Source organism: Colwellia sp. BRX10-3 (genome assembly GCF_014077505.1).
Taxonomy (GTDB): Bacteria; Pseudomonadota; Gammaproteobacteria; order Enterobacterales; family Alteromonadaceae; genus Cognaticolwellia.
This window is the reverse complement of sequence record NZ_JACGWA010000004.1, coordinates 156,409-177,433: the sequence shown is the minus strand read 5'-3', so window position 1 is coordinate 177,433 and position 21,025 is coordinate 156,409. Positions and strand designations below refer to the sequence as shown.

At 36.4% G+C, this 21,025-nt stretch carries 15 protein-coding genes and 1 tRNA gene; 7 read left to right on the top strand and 9 right to left on the bottom strand.

Annotated features, from left to right (window positions below; all coding sequences use genetic code 11):
• Positions 1 to 79 precede the first annotated feature (79 nt).
• Entirely contained in the window at positions 80 to 2,968 is a 2,889-nt protein-coding gene (locus H4J38_RS08905) for a TonB-dependent siderophore receptor (RefSeq protein ID WP_182131437.1), read from the top strand.
• A gap of 286 nt (positions 2,969 to 3,254) precedes the next feature.
• Positions 3,255 to 4,469, top strand: a complete 1,215-nt coding sequence (locus H4J38_RS08900; RefSeq protein WP_182131436.1) for a DEAD/DEAH box helicase — start codon at positions 3,255 to 3,257, stop codon at positions 4,467 to 4,469.
• A gap of 650 nt (positions 4,470 to 5,119) precedes the next feature.
• Here H4J38_RS08900 and H4J38_RS08895 read toward each other — a convergent pair.
• A tRNA-Ser gene (locus H4J38_RS08895) sits at positions 5,120 to 5,210 on the bottom strand.
• A gap of 276 nt (positions 5,211 to 5,486) precedes the next feature.
• Between H4J38_RS08895 and H4J38_RS08890 the strand changes: the two genes are divergently transcribed.
• Entirely contained in the window at positions 5,487 to 6,971 is a 1,485-nt protein-coding gene (locus tag H4J38_RS08890; RefSeq protein ID WP_182131435.1) for an MATE family efflux transporter, read from the top strand.
• 52 nt (positions 6,972 to 7,023) lie between these two features.
• On the opposite strand, the gene H4J38_RS08885 is transcribed toward H4J38_RS08890, so the two are convergent.
• Together H4J38_RS08885 and H4J38_RS08880 are read right to left on the bottom strand one after the other, a co-directional pair.
• Positions 7,024 to 7,560, bottom strand: coding sequence for a hypothetical protein (locus H4J38_RS08885; protein WP_182131434.1), 537 nt, complete (start codon positions 7,558 to 7,560; stop codon positions 7,024 to 7,026).
• Between the two features lie 98 nt (positions 7,561 to 7,658).
• On the bottom strand, positions 7,659 to 8,354 hold the full coding sequence (locus tag H4J38_RS08880) for a HupE/UreJ family protein (RefSeq protein ID WP_182131433.1): 696 nt from the start codon (positions 8,352 to 8,354) through the stop codon (positions 7,659 to 7,661).
• Positions 8,355 to 8,660: 306 nt separating this feature from the next.
• On the opposite strand from H4J38_RS08880, the gene H4J38_RS08875 reads away from it, so the two are divergent.
• Positions 8,661 to 9,401 (top strand): ABC transporter permease, encoded by a 741-nt coding sequence (locus H4J38_RS08875; protein ID WP_259365458.1) that lies wholly within the window; start codon positions 8,661 to 8,663, stop codon positions 9,399 to 9,401.
• 116 nt (positions 9,402 to 9,517) lie between these two features.
• On the opposite strand, the gene H4J38_RS08870 is transcribed toward H4J38_RS08875, so the two are convergent.
• Both H4J38_RS08870 and H4J38_RS08865 read right to left on the bottom strand, forming a co-directional pair.
• Positions 9,518 to 11,119 (bottom strand): hemerythrin domain-containing protein, encoded by a 1,602-nt coding sequence (locus tag H4J38_RS08870; protein WP_182131431.1) that lies wholly within the window; start codon positions 11,117 to 11,119, stop codon positions 9,518 to 9,520.
• A gap of 606 nt (positions 11,120 to 11,725) precedes the next feature.
• A complete protein-coding gene (locus H4J38_RS08865) occupies positions 11,726 to 13,519 on the bottom strand; it encodes an acyl-CoA dehydrogenase C-terminal domain-containing protein (protein WP_182131430.1) in 1,794 nt (597 codons plus the stop codon).
• Between the two features lie 559 nt (positions 13,520 to 14,078).
• Here H4J38_RS08865 and H4J38_RS08860 point away from each other — a divergent pair.
• The 3 genes from H4J38_RS08860 to H4J38_RS08850 all read left to right on the top strand — a co-directional run bounded on the left by H4J38_RS08860 (position 14,079) and on the right by H4J38_RS08850 (position 15,888).
• Positions 14,079 to 14,741: a nitroreductase family protein gene (locus H4J38_RS08860; protein WP_182131429.1), complete on the top strand. Its 663-nt coding sequence runs from the start codon at positions 14,079 to 14,081 to the stop codon at positions 14,739 to 14,741.
• Positions 14,742 to 14,894: 153 nt separating this feature from the next.
• Positions 14,895 to 15,089 carry a glutathione binding-like protein gene (locus H4J38_RS08855; protein WP_259365457.1) on the top strand — a complete coding sequence of 65 codons (195 nt, stop codon included), beginning with the start codon at positions 14,895 to 14,897 and terminating at the stop codon, positions 15,087 to 15,089.
• Positions 15,090 to 15,195: 106 nt separating this feature from the next.
• Positions 15,196 to 15,888: a crotonase/enoyl-CoA hydratase family protein gene (locus H4J38_RS08850; protein WP_182131428.1), complete on the top strand. Its 693-nt coding sequence runs from the start codon at positions 15,196 to 15,198 to the stop codon at positions 15,886 to 15,888.
• A 172-nt stretch (positions 15,889 to 16,060) separates the two neighbouring features.
• Here H4J38_RS08850 and H4J38_RS08845 read toward each other — a convergent pair whose 3' ends face one another.
• From H4J38_RS08845 to H4J38_RS08830, 4 genes are all read right to left on the bottom strand, one after another.
• Positions 16,061 to 17,233, bottom strand: a complete 1,173-nt coding sequence (locus H4J38_RS08845; RefSeq protein WP_182131427.1) for a VWA domain-containing protein — start codon at positions 17,231 to 17,233, stop codon at positions 16,061 to 16,063.
• Positions 17,234 to 17,238: 5 nt separating this feature from the next.
• Complete coding sequence (locus H4J38_RS08840; protein ID WP_182131426.1) at positions 17,239 to 18,072, bottom strand: MoxR family ATPase; 834 nt, start codon at positions 18,070 to 18,072, stop codon at positions 17,239 to 17,241.
• 106 nt (positions 18,073 to 18,178) lie between these two features.
• On the bottom strand, positions 18,179 to 20,296 hold the full coding sequence (locus H4J38_RS08835; RefSeq protein WP_182131425.1) for a molybdopterin-dependent oxidoreductase: 2,118 nt from the start codon (positions 20,294 to 20,296) through the stop codon (positions 18,179 to 18,181).
• A gap of 82 nt (positions 20,297 to 20,378) precedes the next feature.
• Positions 20,379 to 21,017, bottom strand: coding sequence for a hypothetical protein (locus H4J38_RS08830; RefSeq protein WP_259365455.1), 639 nt, complete (start codon positions 21,015 to 21,017; stop codon positions 20,379 to 20,381).
• Between the last annotated feature and the right edge of the window lie 8 nt (positions 21,018 to 21,025).

Sequence of the window (21,025 nt, the reverse complement as noted above, 5' to 3'; positions counted from 1 at the left end):
TATGTATAAAATATTCAGTCGGTTAATAAACTATAAAAAGCACAGATACAGTTCATTCTATATTGTATTTAGCTTGTTATTGTCAGGTAATACTTTCGTATGTCAAGCCACTGAATATTACGAATTTAAGTTACCCGCTATGAATGCTGCTGAAGCTTTAGATAAGTTGGCAGATATATCTGGATATTCACTTTTATATCCATTTGGTGATTCTATAATCGTACAAACCAATCCACTATTTGGCACTTATTCACTTCCCGATGCCTTAGCCAAAATTCTTTTAAATACCCCAATTAATGCTATTGCCACTGAAAAACATGTGATTGCAGTATCTTCAACATTAACTAATTACGACAGTTACTCAGAGCACTTTAACACCAAGTTACTGTTGAAAATTGAATTAAATCGCCAATTTAATGATATTTTAAATATTGATGTTAATGTACCGTCAATTACCTTTCAAAATACAGCTGAATTAAAATCAAAAAATGAACATAATGTAATTGAAGCTGAACGTATTCAAATTATAGGTTCACGTCGAATAAATCGTTCACCTAGATATGCATTAGCGCCTTTAGATATAATTAATAAGCAAGATTTAAAAACGCGCAGTAATAGCGATATTATTTCTACGCTATCAAGTGTTATTCCCTCATATAACTCAACGCAGGAAGCAATTAGTGACGCTGGTACTTTGGTAAGACCGGCTAATCTTAGAGGTTTACCCACAGACAGTATCTTAATATTAGTCAATGGCAAACGCCGTCACCGTAGTAGTGTTATTTATGAATATATATCTGGATTAAATGTCGGTGCACACGGAGTAGATTTAGAACCTATTCCGAGTATTGCACTTAAAAGTGTCGAGGTTTTAAGAGATGGCGCTGCCGCTCAATATGGCTCTGACGCCATCGCAGGGGTTATTAATTTTCGTTTAGAAAACAGTGCAGATGTCAACCGTATTGAAATGCGAACAGGCCAATATTATCAAGGTGATGGCACAAAGTTTGAACTGTCAGGTATTTTAGGAACAAATTTTTCTGAAAGTGGAACGGCCAACTTTTCATTCGAACTATCAGAAAGCGATGCTACTTCTCGCGGGATTCAAGATCCTGCAGTACAGAACTTAATAGATAGTGGTATTAATATAAATGATATACAAGACCCTGTTGTTATTTGGGGTGCTCCTAAAATTACTAACAATGTAAAGCTAGTGGGCAATATTGAAATGGATATTGCAGGTAACAGTAATTATAAACAGCTTTATCTTTTTGGTAACTGGGCACAACGCACCGTTGATGGTAGTTTTTTTTATCGCCACCCTAATACACGTGCAGGTATATTTACCAACCCCAATGATGGTACCCGCCTATTTTTTGACATGACTAATAATAATTCAGGTAACTGTCCTACGCCTACAATTCCAGGAACTACGGGAGATGTTGAAGCCTTAAAGACCGTTTTTAGCAATGTGAATTGCTTTGCTTTTAATGAACGTTTTCCTGGAGGGTTTACCCCAAGGTTTAGCGGCAAAATAAATGATAGCAGTATAGTCGCTGGTTTTCGAGGCTCTATAGATAACAATCGTGCTGAATTAACTTATGACATTAGTATGGTAGTCGGTAGAAATTATATTGATTATGGCTTACGTAATAGCGTAAATGCATCATTAGGTGAAAACTCACCAAGCATCTTCGAATTGGGCTCACAAATTCAAACTGAACGTATATTTAATACAGATTTTACTTATCCCGTTTACGTTGGTTTTGAATCGGAGTTGAATATAGCCTTTGGTTTTCAACATCATTTCGAACAATTTGAAGTCGTTGCTGGAGATAGCGCATCTTATGAGATAGGTACTTTTTCAAGCAATGGTGAAGCAATAGGTGCGAATGGTTTTCCGGGTTTCTCCCCCGATACTGCTGGCAAGAATGATCGTAAATCGAACGCCGTATATTTAGATTTGGAAACCGACATCACTGAGGATTTCTCAATATCACTTGCAATGCGATATGAAGATATAGGCGCAATAGGGAATAGTTTTGATGGAAAACTTTCAGCTCGGTTACAAGTAACTGATGAAATTGCATTACGTTCAACACTTAGTTCAGGGTTCCGAGCTCCTACAGTTGCTCAATCCACTCTCCAACGTATATCGACCTCAAACTCTATTGTAAATGATAGAGTTGTACAGCAAAGATCACAATTGGTTAGTGCTTTGAGCCCAATTGCAACCGCACGTTCTGGAGGGGAACTTGAACCAGAAACTGCATCAAGCTTTAGTTTCGGCGTATTATCAGAGATAGGGCCAATTAATATTACTTTAGATTATTTTTATATTGAAGTAGATGATCGGCTATCATTATTTTCCAGTGAAATAGTGGCAAGTGATGCACCATTGTTAGCAGACTCTGAGATTGATTCGAATGTAACCAATATTCAATATTATACTAATGATTTTAATTCAACGACTCAAGGTGTTGATTTAGTTGTAAGTTTACCATTAAGTTTTATCGGAGAAAATGATTCTTTATCATTAGCCTTTAATTTCACAGACACACAACTAGCGGTAACCAATCCTAAAAGTCCAATTACAGATATTAATGTACTTAGAGAGCGGGAGGAAGGAATACCAAAAACGCGCTCTGTATTAACTTACTCTTTTTCTCAAGAAGATATTAGTGCGATGGTGCGTATTAATTATTATGGTAGCTTTTATAACGCACAATTTAATGACGTATCTCTCATTGAAAAAGTTAGCCCTCTCATTATAACTGACGTAGAGTTTTCCTATGATATTACAGATGACTTAGTTGTTGCTTTAGGTGTAAAAAATGTCTTTGATGCCTATCCGAAAGAATTTAGTGATGGCCGTACCTCTGGCTTTTTAGGTGCTATTTATCCTTTAAACTCCCCTGCTAGCTTTAACGGTGGTCATTATTACCTTCGTATGGGGTGGGATTTCTAATTTTTACATTTGTTTTATTTAAATAAACCATTCTTTAATGCACAAATTGTGTAGCATTTACTTTCTACTCGAATATATAGAACAACAAACTCCATTTTCAAATTATCTAACCCCTTAAAAAAACGTGAAAGAAAGATAAAGGCGTCAGAACACTTCATTACTGAACTATTTTTTCGAGAGATGTTTTGAGGAGATTTGTCAGAAACAGCCTACTTGAATACATCTTAAACATGTTAAAGCATTCTGTTAGAATAGTCGGCTATTGATTTAAGAATACCGAGACAGCATGTCAGAATTTAAAGAATTTTCACTTTTAGAGTCAATTATTGACCGTGTTAGTCTTAAAGGCTATGAACAACCCACACCGATCCAAAAAGAATGTATTCCAGCGCTTATTAACGGAAGTGATCTTCTTGGTATAGCCCAAACGGGAACAGGTAAAACCGCCGCCTTTTCATTGCCTATTATCAATAATTTTGGCCGGAACAAAATAGATAGTAAAGCTAAGAGCACGCGTTCGCTGATATTAACGCCTACGAGAGAGCTTGCCTCGCAAATAATGCAAAACATTGACGACTACGCTGAAGGTTTAGGCCTTAAAACTAAGGTGGTTTATGGTGGTGTTGGAAGACAAGCGCAAGTAGACGCTATCGCGCTTGGCCTGGATATTTTAGTGGCCACCCCTGGCAGGTTATTGGATTTAATTGCAACGGGCGATATAAATTTTGAGGCGTTAGAAGTATTTGTATTAGATGAAGCAGATACAATGCTTGATATGGGGTTCTTTAACGATGTTCAAAGCATCATATCTAAACTGCCAAAGAAGCGACAAACACTATTATTTTCAGCGACTATGCCCGCTGAAATAGAGATTCTTGCACAAGCTATATTAACCGATCCAACCAAAGTGCAGATTGCTGCAGAAACGATTACCATCGACTTGGTTAATCAAAGTGTATACCACCTTGATAAGTCGAATAAAGTACCTTTACTCTTTAATATTCTCGAAAATCATGACTATAAAAAAGTGCTCATTTTTTGCAAAACAAAGTATGGCGCTGACATCATTGTTAAAGAGTTAGAAAAAGCATCAATAACTGCCGCGAGCCTTCACAGTGGTAAAACTCAAGCTGTTAGAGAAGAAGCCTTACAAAACTTTAAAGATGCTAATTTAAGAGTATTGGTTGCCACTGATGTTGCTGCTCGTGGCATTGATGTTGATAATATTACGTTAGTTATTAACTATAACCTTCCTGAAGATCCCAGAAACTACATACACCGTATAGGGCGAACTGCTCGTGCCGGCAACAGTGGCATAGCCATTTCATTTGCTGTAGAAAATGATATAAGACAATTAACTAATATTGAAAATAGCATAGGGCAAGTCATTGCTGTTGTTACGCAGCAGCCTTTCCATAAAGTGTTTTCAAAAGCGCCTATACAAAACAAGAAAAAGAAACCGGTTAAAAAAACACATAGCACGCGAAAAAAGAGAAAATAAGGACAGGCATAAATTGTCCTTTGAAGCTCAAAATATAGTCATAATTCTCTTATCAAGGCCTATGTATACTTCAAAATGTAATCTACACAGGCTTACTTTAAACCCTGAATATTGTTATCAGACTAATTAATATTGAGTGAGTTTTTGAGTTTTGTCCTACTGAATTGAATTTCAAAATACACTGCACCCCGAATAAAGATCACTAACAAAGATAGAGCGTTAGTAATTTATAAAGCTTAATCCTTGATGTTAAAAACTATTAAGCAGAATTGAACATTCTTTGGTAGGCCATGTACATTAGGGTTTTTCAGAGAAATTATTGGCTTCGGTCAACTCCTTGCATCACAATGATATAATTAGCCCATAGATATACCCATATTACAGATGGCAAAGATGAATTAGGGGCTATTACTAAAAGCCGTCTTTTCATAATTGTGAGTTTGATGGTGGTATTATAAAGCAAACTTAAAAACATAAATTACAGAAAGCAAAAAGCCCGCTAATCTTTCGATTAGCGGGCTTTTCTTAATGTGGCTATGAGATAGAGATTTGAACTCTACAAGTAGGTACTATGCTACAAACCCAATTATCGGGTTTGGTAAACACCAGACGAAAAAAAACCGCTAATAAATTAGCGGTTTTTTAGAATGTGGCGGTGAGATAGAGATTTGAACTCTAGAAGGGCTATAAACCCTTGCTGGTTTTCAAGACCAGTGCTTTCGACCACTCAGCCATCTCACCTGAAGTTAAAAAGCATTGCTGCTTCAGAACGGGGCGAATAATAAATACTGTTCACTACTTTGTAAAGTGCTAATTGCCAATAATGGGCATTTTAATTGATTTTTGCTATTAAGTGCTGAATAAACCATCAAATAATGATTTGCCACCGACATTTTCTTATTATTAACGCTTCTTTATATATTTAGCTTTGTCAGTACGATTTGTAACAATCGTATTCATCAGTAAATACTTATTCGACTGTTATACTAGACTATTGCGAATTTTTCGGGAGGTATTGTGCCAAAATCTAGTCAATCAGTTGCTGATAGAAGTCTGTTAAGTTTAACTTGGCCAATTTTTATTGATCTATTTTTCATTTTTATGATTAATGTTGCTGACGCTTGGTTTTTAAGTCGTATATCTGATACTGCTGCAGCATCTATTGGCGCTATTATGCCTATTTTGGGTATTGCATTTGCACTTTATAGTACGTTACACCAAGGTGGCAGTAGTGTAGCTTCACAATGTATAGGTGCAGGAGATTTTAACAAACTCGCCACTACTTATGGTGTGCTGTTTGCCATTCTTTTATTTGGTGGCATTTTATTAACTATCATCATGCTGACTTTTTCGCCAACCTTCGCCCAGTGGATGGGTTTAACAGATGATATGGCTGCTATGGCTAGTATTTATCTAAGCACAATTGGCATGGGTACTTGGATATTAGCTGTTCGTTTTGCAGCCGCAGCCGTTTTAACGTCTCAAGGTAAAACACATTGGAACATGTGGTCAACTTTTGTGATGACCATAGTAAATATATTATTTAACTACTTATTAATCGACGGTAAGTACGGGTTTCCTGACTTAGGAGTACAAGGTGTCGCCTATGCATCAGTTATCGCTTGGCTTGTCAGTTTGTGTTTTACTCTGTTTATCATCTTCAAACATTTACATATCAAGATTACTTTACCTAAAAGTTGGCTGTTATTTAAAAAAGATAGCGCCCCTATTTTGAAAATTGCAATGCCGTCAGTATTAGACCCTATGTCATGGCAACTTACTCAAATATTAATGACGGTGATGATAGTTACTATGGGCGAACTTGCCCTAGCGACCCGTATTTATAGCTTTAACTTACTCTTTACCGCTATTCTTTATGGTTTTGCTGTCAGTGCCGGCGTACAAATTAAAGTTGCCCATTTTATTGGTGCTAAACGATTTGATGACGCTCATAAACAACTGATGTTAGGTCTCAAGCTGGGTATAGCTGGCGCGATGTTTTTTGTTTTCACCTTACTGGCATTTTCGGATCAATTATTCGCTATATTTACTAGTAACACTGATATATGGGCTTTGGGTAAGCTGATATTATTTGTTGCCATAATGGGAGAGCTTGGTCGCAGCTTTAACTTGATTGTAGGTGCGTCATTACGGGCGTCTGGAGATGCTCGATATGTGTCAATGTTCGGCTTTGGTATTATGTGGTTTATCGCCCTACCATTGGCTTGGCTTTTGGGACTGCATTTTGCCTATGGCTTGGTGGGTATTTGGTTAGCTACCAGCTTAGATGAATGTATTCGCGGTATTATCGCCTTTAAACGTTGGAATACTGGAATATGGCGCAGCAAAGGTGTGTATATTGAAGAATTTGCGGTGCATGAACCCAGTATTAATGAGCGAATAGATTGCCAAGAAGCCAATGACTGCTTCGAACTAATGAGTCATGAACGAATACAAAAATTACCGTTAGAAGGTAAAGTACCTGATAATTGTAAACCTTGAATAAAAAGCCATTAATAAAAAATTATTAATGGCTTTTTTATGACAGCACAGCTTAGCCTTTAATGGTGTAATAACCTTTCATAGATAATGAAACAGTTATGGGCTGCTGACTTTTGTTTTTCCAATACCAACCATGCGAACCTTTAAATGGCGTGGTAAGCGAACCTTGCATATGGTTTGAGGTGGTAATTGAAAAGCTTTCAAAATACCCTGTTTTATCCCCTGCTGGTTCACCATGAAAGTCAAAATAAAGTGGTTCACCATCGGTTTTCCATTCATATTCAACATGAGCATGTTTATCCATGTTGAGTTTGTATTCTAAACCTTTACCTGCCAGAATTATGATTTCAACATTGTCAGTGCGTAATAGATCATTTTGGTCACCTCGCTCTATTACTAAGGTGGGCGACTTCTCTGACGCTTCAGCAATGGCGGTCAGCCCTAATGTTTTACCTATCCCCGTTGGGTCAATATTGTATTCTGCTGGTAGAATACAGGTAACAAGTAACGTTATAGCGACTAAAATTGCAATTACACCTGCTTTAATTAATGTTTTGGTGCTATGTACAGGTACATTAAATTTGTTCATGTTAAATCCTAAATGTTTTCATTTTGTTTATTGTATGAATGTTAAAAGCTAAATTGACCACTAGCTATTCCTAGTATTAGCGAAAGAAACAACCGGTACTAATTGATAAAATAGCCAGTAAGCTGTAAACCGATTAGCATAAAGCCGGCACTCATTAAGGCGGTGTTTGTGACTGTTGCAAAGTTTAAGTAGCTGCTATGTCTGCGCCAAAAATTTAATATGATTAACACTAGACCAAGCGCTAAAAACTGACCTATTTCAACGCCAATATTGAATGATATTATGTTGCTAATCAAACCATTACTGGGTAACTGAAATTCCTGTATTTTAGTGGCTAAACCAAAGCCATGAAATAAACCAAATATTGTTACAGCAATTTTTGTATTGGGTTGGTAGTTAAATACACGTTTAAAACCGCCTAAATTGTCAAAACCTTTATAGACAACAGATAGCCCTATTATGGCGTCAATAATATAGGGATTAATTTCAATATTGCTAAATACACCATAGAGTAAAGTTAAACTGTGTCCTAAGGTAAATAAACTCACATAAAGCAGTACATCTTTACTTCGAAACAAAAAGAACACCACGCCAACCAGAAATAATAAGTGGTCGTAGCCTGTTAGCATATGTTTAGCACCAATATAAATAAAGGGGAATATTGCTGCGCCTTGGTTAGCTTCTAAAAACTGTTTTGTTGCATCGTCTACACCATGTGCTAACAGTGAAAATGAAGCAAAAAATCCTGAAATTATTAACAGTAATTGTAACGAATGTTTAACGGTTTTACTCACAGATGGGTCCTTGATGTTGATAGCATCACCAACTTTTTATTTATATGTACTTAAGCTTCGTCATAGATAATAAAAACTGTTACTAATCTTAAGCTACTTCTGTCTTTGCATCACAAGGTTTATACACTATGCCTGCAAACAAAGGTAATTATATGCTGTCAAACTCAGACATGTTGTGTCAACAATATTTGACTATTGTTGGTAAACACCTAGTGACATCACTAAACTTACAAAGTTAATGTTTTATGCTGTATACCCTGTAACAAAAATGATAAATAATAACCGCACCTATTATTAATATTATCAATGCCCATGAATGATACCCTGCAAATGATCAGTTTGGCTGATCTGTCGGTTGCTTTTATTCCAGTAATAATTGCGCTAGGTTTTTTATATTTATGCTCGTTAAATATAAAAGAAGCCAGCTATGCGCTCTCACGTATGCTTGTTCAGCTATTACTCATTGGTTATGTATTAAGCTATATTTTTTATTCTGACAATGCTTGGCTAATTTCATCAATATTATTGGCGATGGTCTGTATTTCGTGTTGGATAGCTTTACGAACTCTGCCTAAACACCGTTTGGTACTATTTAAGTATGGGTTTATTGCTATATTATCTGGTGGTGGTTTTACGCTATTTGTTATCAGCCAAGGTGCAATGTCAATAACTCCATGGTATCAACCACAAGTTATTATTCCACTGGCCGGTATGATATTCGCTACCGCTATGAATAGTATTAGTCTATGTGCAGAAAGAATATTTTCAGAGATTGGAAATAAAACGCCCTTTCCAATAGCGCGAAAGCAAGCGCTTAACGCTGCGACCATACCGGTAGTTAATTCATTGTTTGCTGTTGGGTTAGTTTCATTACCTGGCATGATGACAGGGCAAATATTATCAGGCGTTTCACCCTTAATTGCTGCCCGGTATCAAATAATAGTGATGTGTATGATTTTCGCCTCGGCGATACTTTCTGCGGTGATATTTTTACTCTTGTCAGAAAACACCATAAAAAAGATTATTCAACAGAACCAAAATGCATAATAAATAGCTCTCTTAAATTGTAATGTTGAATGTTTTTTTAATAGTTATACAGAACAAGCTTTCGCTAACTTTTCATATGTTAACAAAATAGTAGATTGATTTTTAAACGAAAACCATTACTCCATAAAGCTTTCTTCTTCTATCGATAGCGCATAAGTCTTAATTGCCATATCTGACTTTAAAATATGCTGAGTAAGCCAAGCGTGAATAAACATGGCTATTTTATGTTGTAAATCGAGATCATAATCATCAAGTTTATTTAAAAACATTACAAGCTTCTCTTTTAATTCCAGATGTTCCTTTATATGTTCGGCAGTATCAGGGTAATTAATTTGTCTTAGTAAAGCTTCCTCAGACTCAAATTGCAAATCAATATATGAAGATAAATGTTGAAATAGCATGATGGCTGACTGCTTATTATCTTTATGATAAAAATCATTCAGCATGGTAAATATTACTTGATGTTGTTCATCAATCTCTTTATTGCCTACTGCGTAATTTGGCAACCATTTAATTATATTAGTAACTTCTTTTTCATGATATTCAAGTACTTCAGTAGGTGCTGAAATTGCTTTGTGAATACTTTTTAATATGGCACTTTTCTTTGAAGGTTTTATTAAATAGCCACTTAAGCCTAGTGGGAACCAACGCTTAATTGCTTCTCTATCACGATATTGCGTGTAAGCGATAACAGGAACTTGATTACCCTCTTGACGAATTATTTTGGTAATTTCTATGCCATTAATAGTAGGCAAGTCATAGGCTAAAAGTACAACGTCGGGTTGAAAGTCGTGAATTTTTTCCAGTGCAGTTTGACCATCATTAACTAAAACATATTTGAATACCGTGCCAGAAAAAATTTTATCAATAACAAGGGTGAACATATCTGAGGGTTCGGCTATAAGCACTTTATAACAAGCAGTTTGTGGATGTTCGAAACTTTCATGTTCAGAGATTAATAGCTCAGTATTTACACCAACAATGGTTTTATCTTGCGGTAGGTTAATCTTGGCAAAGTTTTCTTTTAGTACTTGATTACTTGCTTTTAATTCAAGTAGTTGATCTAAAATATTTTGTATACTGCCTGAGACGCTTTCGTTCATTTCGTCAATAGATAAACCAATAATATTTTGTAATACTATTTTCGCGTCATCGTTATCTAATGCAATATTTGTCGCCGATAAAATATCTTTTTCACATTGATTAACTTTAGTTATAAAAGACTTTTTAAGTGCTACGCCATGTTCTATACATGAGGCAAGTTCATCTTCACCATCATTAATAAGTTGCTCTAAGCTCTCATTATTACGATTTTCAATTAATTTAAGTTCTTGTAGTAATGCTAGCTTTAAGCGATAAGGCTCATTTAAGGGATTTATAATGGCGTAGTCATCAAATAAACCATTTTCACAAGCTAAATATGCTCGAAAAGTTTCACGGTTGTTGATCAGTAAAATGGCACTATGAGGTGCTATATTTTGTTTATATTCTTCTAAATAATTAATATAAAATTCAATAGTACTTTTGATGTTATTTGACGATAGCAACAAAACTTTTGGCTTCATTGCGGTTAAACTATTTAATTTTCTTGGGTTGTATTTATAAGCTTTAAAATCCAGTCCTAATTCCATAATTTGCTGAATTGCAGGCTCAACACTATCCCGATCTTGATAGATCATGACAATATCTGGGTGGTTAGTTGATTTCACCGGCTTCATGAATAAATTATTCCTTTAATCTCTTTATATTTTTTACATATACGATCAATAAACTATCGTTCGATTTATATTTATTCAAGAGTGTTGCTTAATATATAGCCTAATTGGCAGCAACTTAATAAACTTAACTTATGAACGGGAGATTAAATTTAAATCACCCTGTGTGATTAAGTTACTTTAAATAAATTAAAAAATAAATAATTAATTATCATAACAATAGCAATATATTAAGCACAATGTTCAAAATTTTCATTGTTTATCAACACACTTATCTTGAACATAACTGGCTATCTTTAAGATATAGTTGCTAACACTTAGAAAACATGTGGTATTGGTGATTGATTTTTACATTTGAAGGCTAAAGTATTGTTGAGTTCTATTTAGTTCTATTTAGTTCTGTTGAGTTCTGTAATGTTGAAATATGTCGATACGTTAAGCTTCTAAAGTGTATTTATTAGAAGATAATAAGCGGTGAATTTGACAAGGTAGCTATTTAAGTATTTGCTCATTAACGCAGAAAATTGCTTTTCTACGCTAATGATATTTTGAAGATTTGTAATTAATAAAGAACAAATGCTATTGAATTGTCATAAAATTATATGGCAGTTAAAAAGCAAAATCTTCACTCGGAAGTGCCATCATTGAATCAACACCACCTTCGATACAAGCTGCATGCCCTTGAGCACGTGGTAGTATGCGTTTAAAGTAAAACTCACAGGTGTGTATTTTAGCTTGATAAAACGCTTTATCATCACCGTTTTCTAATTTACTGTGAGCCACTGCTGCCATTCTAGCCCAGAAATAAGCTAAAGTAACATAACCTGCAAACATCAAATAATCCACCGATGCGCCGCCAATTTCATCGGCGTTGCCCATCGCTTTTTTACCAACATTAGCGGTTATCTCTTGCCATTGCTTAACGTATGTACCTAAAGCTTGTATGTGCTGTGTCATGGCTGGATTACCTGCGTTTTCTTGACAAAACGCACCAATATCAGTCATAAATGGTTGTAAAATTTTGCCTTTGCTACCTAAAATTTTACGGGCAAGTAAATCTAATGCTTGAATACCAGTCGTACCTTCGTATAAACAACTAATTTTGGTATCACGCATTAATTGTTCCATGCCCCATTCTTTTATGAAACCATGGCCGCCAAATATTTGTACACCATGACTAGTACATTCAAAGCCTAACTCACTTAATAATGCTTTTGCTATCGGTGTTAGTAAGGCCAGTGTGGTATCGGCTTCAGCTCTTTTAGCTTCATCTTTTTCCACATGGGTTATATCCACTAATTGTGATAAATAACCTATTAGTGCTCGACCACCCTCAGCAATAGATTTTTGTGTTAACAACATTCTGCGCACATCTGGATGCACTATAATCGGATCTGCTGGGCCATTTGGGTTTTTAATGCCGCTAATTGAACGCATTTGCAAACGATCCTTAGCATAAGCTAATGATCCTTGAAATGCCGCTTCTGTTGCTGCTGTTCCTTCAAGCGCTACGGCTAGACGTGCTGCATTCATAAAGGTAAACATACAGTTTAAGCCACGATTAACTTCGCCAATTAAGTACCCTTTGGCATTATCAAAATTAATGACACAGGTCGCATTAGCATTAATGCCCATTTTATGTTCAATAGAGCCACAGCTAACAGCGTTTCTATCTGCTATTGAACCGTCATCGTTAACATTGAATTTTGGTACGATAAAAAGAGAAATACCCTTACTACCTTCAGGCGAACCAGGAATACGTGCGATAACAATATGCACAATATTGTCAGATAAGTCGTGATCACCAGCTGAAATAAATATTTTTGTACCTGTTAATGAATAACTTCCGTCATCACTTAGTTCAGCTTTTGTGCGCAGCATACCTAAATCGGTACCACAATGTGACTCAGTTAAACACATGGTACCGGTCCAACTACCTTCAACAAGCTTAGGTATAAATTGTTGTTTTTGTTTGTCTGTACCATGCGCTTCAATGGTTGCTAATGCGCCATGACTTAAACCTGGATACATAGCAAAACTATGATTTGCTGCTGACATCATTTCACTGATTGCGGCATTAAGAGAATGTGGTAGCCCTTGCCCGCCAAATTCTACATTTTGTGACAATGTTGGCCAACCGCCATCAACATACTGTTTATAGGCATCTTTAAAGCCGTCGGGTGTGGTGACTACACCATCTGTCCATGTACATCCTTGTTGATCACCAATTTGGTTGATTGGCGCAATAACCTGCTCAGTAAATTTGGCAGCTTCTAAGAGAATAGCATCTACCATGTCTTCAGTAGCATCGTCGTAACCCAGTTGATGGTAATGTTTGTCGCAATCTAGCAACTCTTTCATTACAAATTTAATATCTCGAATCGGGGCTTTATACTCAGGCATTTATTTTCTCCGCGTTATTTTTGACAAACATTTATTGTTTACTACCAATTTTAATTAATCAGCTCGTTTAAATACGTGTTATTGAACATTTAAGATTACTTTTATAACGAATAACCTAGCTGTTAAATTTGAGTCGCTTTTAGAACGTTCTAAATTTAATATGAGTTAGCACTATTTATTTAACAGTTTCTGCTAGTCACTCGTTATAAAATTATGTAATTTACATGCTATTGACATGGTAGGTATAAAACAAATGAATATTTTTTATCACTTACTATTAGATATTCGTATACTATGAGTTACTGTTATATAACTATATTTTAGCGTGATAAAAAGCACTTCTGTAATATTACGCTGTAGCCAAGAGCAGAGATGATTTTATTCATGATTAACACAAACTATATGTTTTAAGAATACAAGTTCATAATAATTATTCATTGGTGTTGTAAAAGTATCGGCTTAGCATAAATGATATAAATAATTACACATACTCACTCTTAAGTTATTGTAAATTTTATTTAATTAACAAAACTTATTTGCAATTTATAGAGGTTTACCTATGTCAGTGACTGCCCTGTTAGAAAAACGATATTCTACCCGTGCTTATTTAAATAAACCTGTTCGACAAGCATTACTCGAAGCCATTTTTAAACAGGCACAACAATCGCCGTCGAACTGTAATGTGCAGCCATGGCAAACCTGTGTGGTTTCAGGTGAAAAGAAAGAGCAATTAAAAAGCGACTTGGTCTCCGCAGTGATGAAAGGTGTAGCACCTAATCCTGATTTTAACTGGCTACCAAAATATGAAGGTGTACATCGCGATCGTCAATTTGGTTCAGCTAATGCTCTTTACAGTTCTATTGGTGTCAGCCGGGAAGATAAGCAAGGCCGTCAAATGGCAATGATTCGTAACTGGCAATTTTTTGATGCGCCACACGTTGTTTTTTTCACTATGGATAAATATTTAGACATTATGGGCGCGGTTGATTTAGGCATTTACGCACAAACTCTGTCATTAATACTCGCAGAGCATGGTTTATCTTGTTGTATGCAAGGCGCTCTAGGTCAGTTTCCAGATCCTATAAAAAAAGCACTTAACTTACCCGACACGCGCGGAATTTTATTTGGTATGTCATTCGGTTATGCAGATGAAAGTGCAGCAGTCAATAACACGCGTACTGATCGTGAAGATATCAATAATGCCGTTGCATTTTTTAGCTAAAATTAACACTAAATGCTAACAACGTAACTTGAAAGCAAAGACGTTATTATAGACAACGTTAACATTCATTAGATATCGGCGAGTCCAACCTTAAATGATAGTAAGCTTGGCTATAATTTTATTTTTCCAATAATTATAACCTTACTGATGTCAATGGAAACGTGTGATGACTCAAGCTCACTTGATGGTTATATAGCGAAAGAAATACAGCTGGACTTTTCATATATTGAAAATACTTTAAGCAAACGATCATATTTTGCTGGCGATTGTTTAAGTGCCGCTGATATCATGTTGACGATTGTATTAGAAATTGCTGAAAATCTTGGGTTATTAAAAGTAGAGAAATAACCAAAGCCTATCTTGCGAACATTAAACAAAGACCTGCCTATCAAAAAGCAGCAAGTTTTGGTTAGCAAGACGATTTTATTAAAATTAGATAACTTTAGGAAAAACCGTGGAATTAATCGATTTTGAAATTAGTGAACAAATTGCAACCATCACTTTAAAAAATGGCAAAGTTAACGCTATTTCTCACCAAGTAATTGCAGAAATAAATGACGCTTTAGATCAAGCTGAATCAGCCGGTGCTGTCGTTATTTTAACGGGTCAACCTGGGATATTCTCTGCTGGCTTTGACTTAAAAACAATGAAAGAAAGTTCAGATTCGGCGGTAGCCTTGGTTACTGCAGGTTCTACTTTATCTCGTCGTATGTTGTCATTTCAGTTCCCTATTATTGGCGCTTGTACTGGCCATGCTATCGCTAAAGGCGCATTTTTATTGCTCAGCTGTGACCACCGTATCGGCAGTTTAGGCCAATTTAAAATTGGCCTAAATGAAGTGGCTATTGGTATGACTATGCACCAAGCGGGTATTGAAATAGCGCGTAATCGTATGCCGATTAACTATTTAACACGCTCGGTGATTAATGCAGAATTATTCTCGCCAGAAACAGCTGTTTTAGCTGGGTTTTTAGATACCTTAGTTGAACCAGAGCAGTTAATGGCAACCGCTAAGAGTGTTGCTAATCAAATGCTAACCTTGAATATGAAAGCGCATCACGGCACTAAATTAAAAGAAAGAAAAGATATTTTAGCGGCACTAGATGCAGCAATCGAACTTGATTCTGCAATGGTTATCTCTTTATAGCCGGTATATTTTGCGATATATAGGTAGTGATTTAGTTAAATTACGTAAATTAATACACGCGGTTTATATCATTTAACAAAAGTGAGCATCTCATCAGTGCTCACTTATGTATTTTGTAATATTTAACCCTAACTGCCATAGTTGTTTTTAATAAAATTTATACCAATTGGTATTAGCTAACTTCTTTAATCGCTCGACCAATGCCGTCAACCGTTAGTGGAAACATTTTGTTGTCGATCAAGTCTTTAATCATTGATATTGACTGAAAATAATCCCATTGATTTTCTGGCTGCGGGTTTAACCATGCTACTTTATTAAAGTGCCCCAATATTCGCTGCATATAATCTACGCCTGGTTTTTCATTCCAATGTTCAACACTGCCACCAGGTGCGATAATTTCATAAGGTCCCATAGTGGCATCACCAACAAAAATAACTTTATAATCGCTACCAAAAGTTCTTATTATTTCCTCTAAATCAACGGTATCATGGCGACGACGGCTATTGTCTTTCCATAACCGCTCGTAAACACAATTATGAAAATAGAAAAATTCTAGGTGTTTAAATTCAGTATGTGCCGCTGAAAACAACTCTTCACAGGTATGAATGTATTCATCCATAGAGCCGCCAATATCAAAAAACATTAATACTTTTACTGAATTATGGCGCTCTGGTTCCATATGCACATCGAGTAAACCACCATTTTTTGCGGTAGAGCGAATGGTGGTGTTGATATCAAGCTTCTCACTTGCACCCGTTCGGGCAAATTTTCTCAGTTTTTTAAGCGCTAGTTTTATATTACGTGTACCTAGCTCTCTATCTTGGTCGAAATTTTTAAACTCTCGTTTATCCCACACTTTTACCGCGCGGTTATTTCGATTGCCGTCTTGGCCAACACGAATGCCTTCTGGATTATAGCCATAAGCGCCAAACGGTGATTTACCGCCAGTGCCAACCCATTTACTGCCACCTTCGTGTCGTTTCTCTTGTTCTGCAAGACGCTCCTTTAATGTTTTCATTAATTCGTCAAGACCGCCTAGCGCCTTTAACTTATCTTTTTCTTCCTGACTTAGCTCGTTTTCAAACTTTTTCCTGAGCCACTCTTCAGGAATAACGTTATCAAAAATATCGATTTTTTGTACACCGTCAAAATATTCAGCGAACGCACCATCGAATTTATCGTAATGAATTTCGTCTTTAACCATCACTATTTTTGCTAAATGATAAAAAGCTTCAACATCGGCAAACACAACACCTTTTTTTAATAGTGCAATAAGATCTAATAGCTCACGCAAACTTACTGGGACTTTGTGTTTTCTCAGGGTTAGAAATAAATCTATAAACACGTTTTCTACCTGTTTCTGCGACTGATAAAGGCAAGCTTTTCAAGTAATGACACATCTTGCTCATTCTTAAGTAAGGCACCAAATAAAGGGATTATGTCTGACTTTTTATTAATTAATACGTCTTGAGCAACATCGTCAGCAACCAGTAGTTTTAACCAATCTATTAACTCTGACGTTGACGGCTTTTTCTTAATCCCTTGCAAGTCTCTAAGATTAAAGAACACTTCTAAGGTATGCGCTAGCAAGTCTTGTTTTACGCGAGGATGATGGACAGCAATAATTTGTTCCATCTCTACTTTGGTCGGGAATTTAATGTAATGAAAGAAACAGCGGCGTAAAAAGGCATCAGGCAGTTCTTTTTCATTATTCGACGTAATAATAATGATTGGACGTTGTTTTGCTTTGATCACTTGTTGAGTTTCATATACAAAAAACTCCATTTTATCAAGTTCTTGCAATAAATCGTTTGGAAACTCTATATCAGCTTTGTCTATTTCATCAATTAATAATATCGGTCGTTGTTCTTCTTCAAATGCCTGCCAAAGTTTGCCTTTAATAATGTAATTTGAAATATCATTAACTTTTTCATCGCCCAATTGACTATCTCGTAACCGCGATACCGCGTCGTATTCGTAAAGCCCCTGCTGTGCTTTAGTAGTCGATTTAATATGCCATTGATATAATTTACAATTAAGTGATTTTGCTAACTCTTCCGCAAGCTGGGTTTTACCCGTACCAGGTTCGCCTTTGATCAATAATGGTTTCTCTAAAGTAATTGCTGCATTAACGGCTAAGCGAAGTTCGTCTGATGCAATATAATTCTCTGTACTTTTAAACATGTATTTACCTATAAAGATGATGCCCGTTACTTTTGGGCATCCGTAAAAATTGAATGATGGATTATATATTTATACGGCTAGAAATCAGGCCGGCGGTTTGTTATTACTAGGTAGCAATTTTTATTGCTACTGGCGTGCCATTAAGCGCTGCATTGCCTGTGAGCAAATCAACTCGATTTACATCCGTTAAGTCATTAATGCTAACTCCTGGCTGTGTTGCTGCTACTGACATATTAGTGTCTTTTTGATTATGCCCCCATCCTTGCGGCATACTGACCACGCCTTGTTGAATATCATCGGTAATAACTGCATTAATTAATACTTCGCCCGAGATCGAGCTAACGCTTAATAGATGCCCGTTTGATATACCCAATTGTTTTGCATCGTCAGGATGAACTTCTAACGTACACGGATTTTTACCTTTAACTAAACGAGCAGAGTTTTGTGTCCAAGTGTTATGACTTTTCACTAATCGTCGACCAATTAAATCAAAGGGAAAGTCATTATCGCGAGGCGGCTTTGACATTACCGAATTTAACCGTGGTAAATCATCAATATAGAGTTGAGGCACTAAATTGATTTTACCGTCAGCCGTTTTGATCCGCGCTGCTAAACACGGCATTAAAGGCCCAATATCTATACCGTGAGGATTATCGATAAGTTTTTGTAAACTAAATCCTTGCTCACCATAAGGGCCGTTTTTCAATTCCATATCTAATATAATTTCAGGCGTAATATTTTTTAAATGCGCAGGAATAACTTCGTCAGTCATTCTTTCTGTTAGTGCTTTTAATATTTCATAGTCGTTACGTTGGTATTCTTCTCTTGCAAACAATGGCGCTGAATATTTTACGGTATTGCGTACTGAAAAAGAATTAAAGAAAATATCATAGTGCGAATTTTCAATACCGGTTGTCGCCGGTAAAATAATATTAGCGTATTTGGTTGTTTCGTTTAAATAAATATCAACGCTAACCATATAGTCCAAGCTTTTAAACGCTTCTGCTAATTTATGACCACTAGGGCTTGAAAGTACCGGATTACCTGCAACTGTGATCAAACTTTTAATTTGACCTTCACCTGCTGTTTGTATTTCTTCAGCTAGTGCAGCGACTGGAAATTCGCCATTAAAAAATGGCAGTTTTCGCACGCGCGTATGGTGCTGCCCAAATGTACTTTTATAGCCTTTTTTATGATTTCTTAAAAGATCAAAAGCCGGTTGAGGAAACATCGCCCCGCCAGCACGGTCAAAATTACCGGTAATGATATTTAGCACGTTGGTAAGCCATTGACATAAGCCACCAAATGTTTGTGTTGAAGCGCCCATGCGGCTGTAGCATACAGCCGAATTAGCCGCCAAAAACTCGTCCGCTAAGGTACAAATTTCTTTAGCGTCAATGCCTACAAATTCAGCAACAGACTCAGCAGAATAAGCTTTTACTAATTTCTCAAGACCGTCTATACCTTCAACCAGATTATTTAAATGGCGTAAGTTAACAGCATTAGTCGCGAAAACACGGTTGATCAAGGCAAGCAGTAATAGTGCATCTTTCTCTGGACGAATAAACAAATGTTTATCCGCTACTTTTGCAGTATGGGTTCTACGAGGATCTATCACCACAACTTTACCTGAACGCTTTTGAATCGCTTTCAAACGACCAATAACGTTAGGTGCTGTCATCATACTGCCATTTGAAACAACAGGATTACCACCAATAATTAACATAAAATCGGTACGGTCTATATCGGGAACCGGAATTAACATGCCCGCACCAAACATAAAGTTAGAGGCAACATGGTGTGGCATTTGGTCAGTTGAAGCTGAGCTAAAACGATTTATGGTGCCTAAGGATTTCATAAAGGGTTTTAAAAATAGCGTGTTACCAAGGTTGTGGGCATTGGGATTTCCTAAATACAAGGCCAATGAATTTTTTCCGTACTTAGTTTGGATAGCCTTAAATTTTTCAGCAATCTCTGTGTATGCTTCTTCCCAAGAAATATCTTCCCAACCTGTTGCTGTGCGTCTGATAGGCGTTTTCAAACGATCTTTATCTTCGTAAAAATCTTGTAAGGCAATGGCTTTAGGGCAATTGTATCCTTTACTAAAAGGGTCATTTTGATCACCTTTAATGGAAATTATATTTTTATCTTGATATTTAATTTCCAAACCACACATGGCTTCACAAATATTACAATTTCGGTAATGTGTTTTAATTTCGCTCATAAATATTGCCTAACTTAATGACTACATTGGTTAGTGCTGTTTTACCAATCGATGTAGGCATTATAGATTCCTTAAATTTACGTTAAAACTTTTCTTCAAACCATTTTTTAGTTAAACCAATAGTAACCATGCTTTTAAGTTTGAAAAGTGCCATCCAGTCACCATCTTCTGGTACGGCGTCTCCACAACGTGGATCTGAACGTTGCAGTGCACCGGTCATTTTATGGTCAATTGGGATAGTATCGCAGCCATGACCTGACTCACAGATAAAGTCCCAAGGTTCACGAGCCGGTACATGACAAGCAAAACAGTTGCCATCAAAACGGTTCACCACATCAACAAATCCGCGTTTTGCAATTTTCGAACCCGCTTCATTGACTTCAAGTTCGAAGAATTCCCAATCTCCTGTAGCAGGAAAAGTGCCTGACTCGCGCTTAACCATCACTTCTGTTGGCACAAGCTGTACTACTGAGCCTGCTGGATATATTGCCCCTTCAGGTGCATTAGCAGCCGCTAGCGTACTTTTTATGTCACCTAAAAGGTTATCAACATAAAAGTGCCTTACTGGTGTCATTTCTCGTATACAACTAAAACTAGATTCATCGACATTAACCGCGGTTGGTTTTGCAACAACTTCAGCAACAGTAATTTCCTGAACAGTTGTTTCAGTTATGACTTTAGTTTCTGCATTAACAGAAAATATGGTTAAAGTAAGCGACATTACCAAGC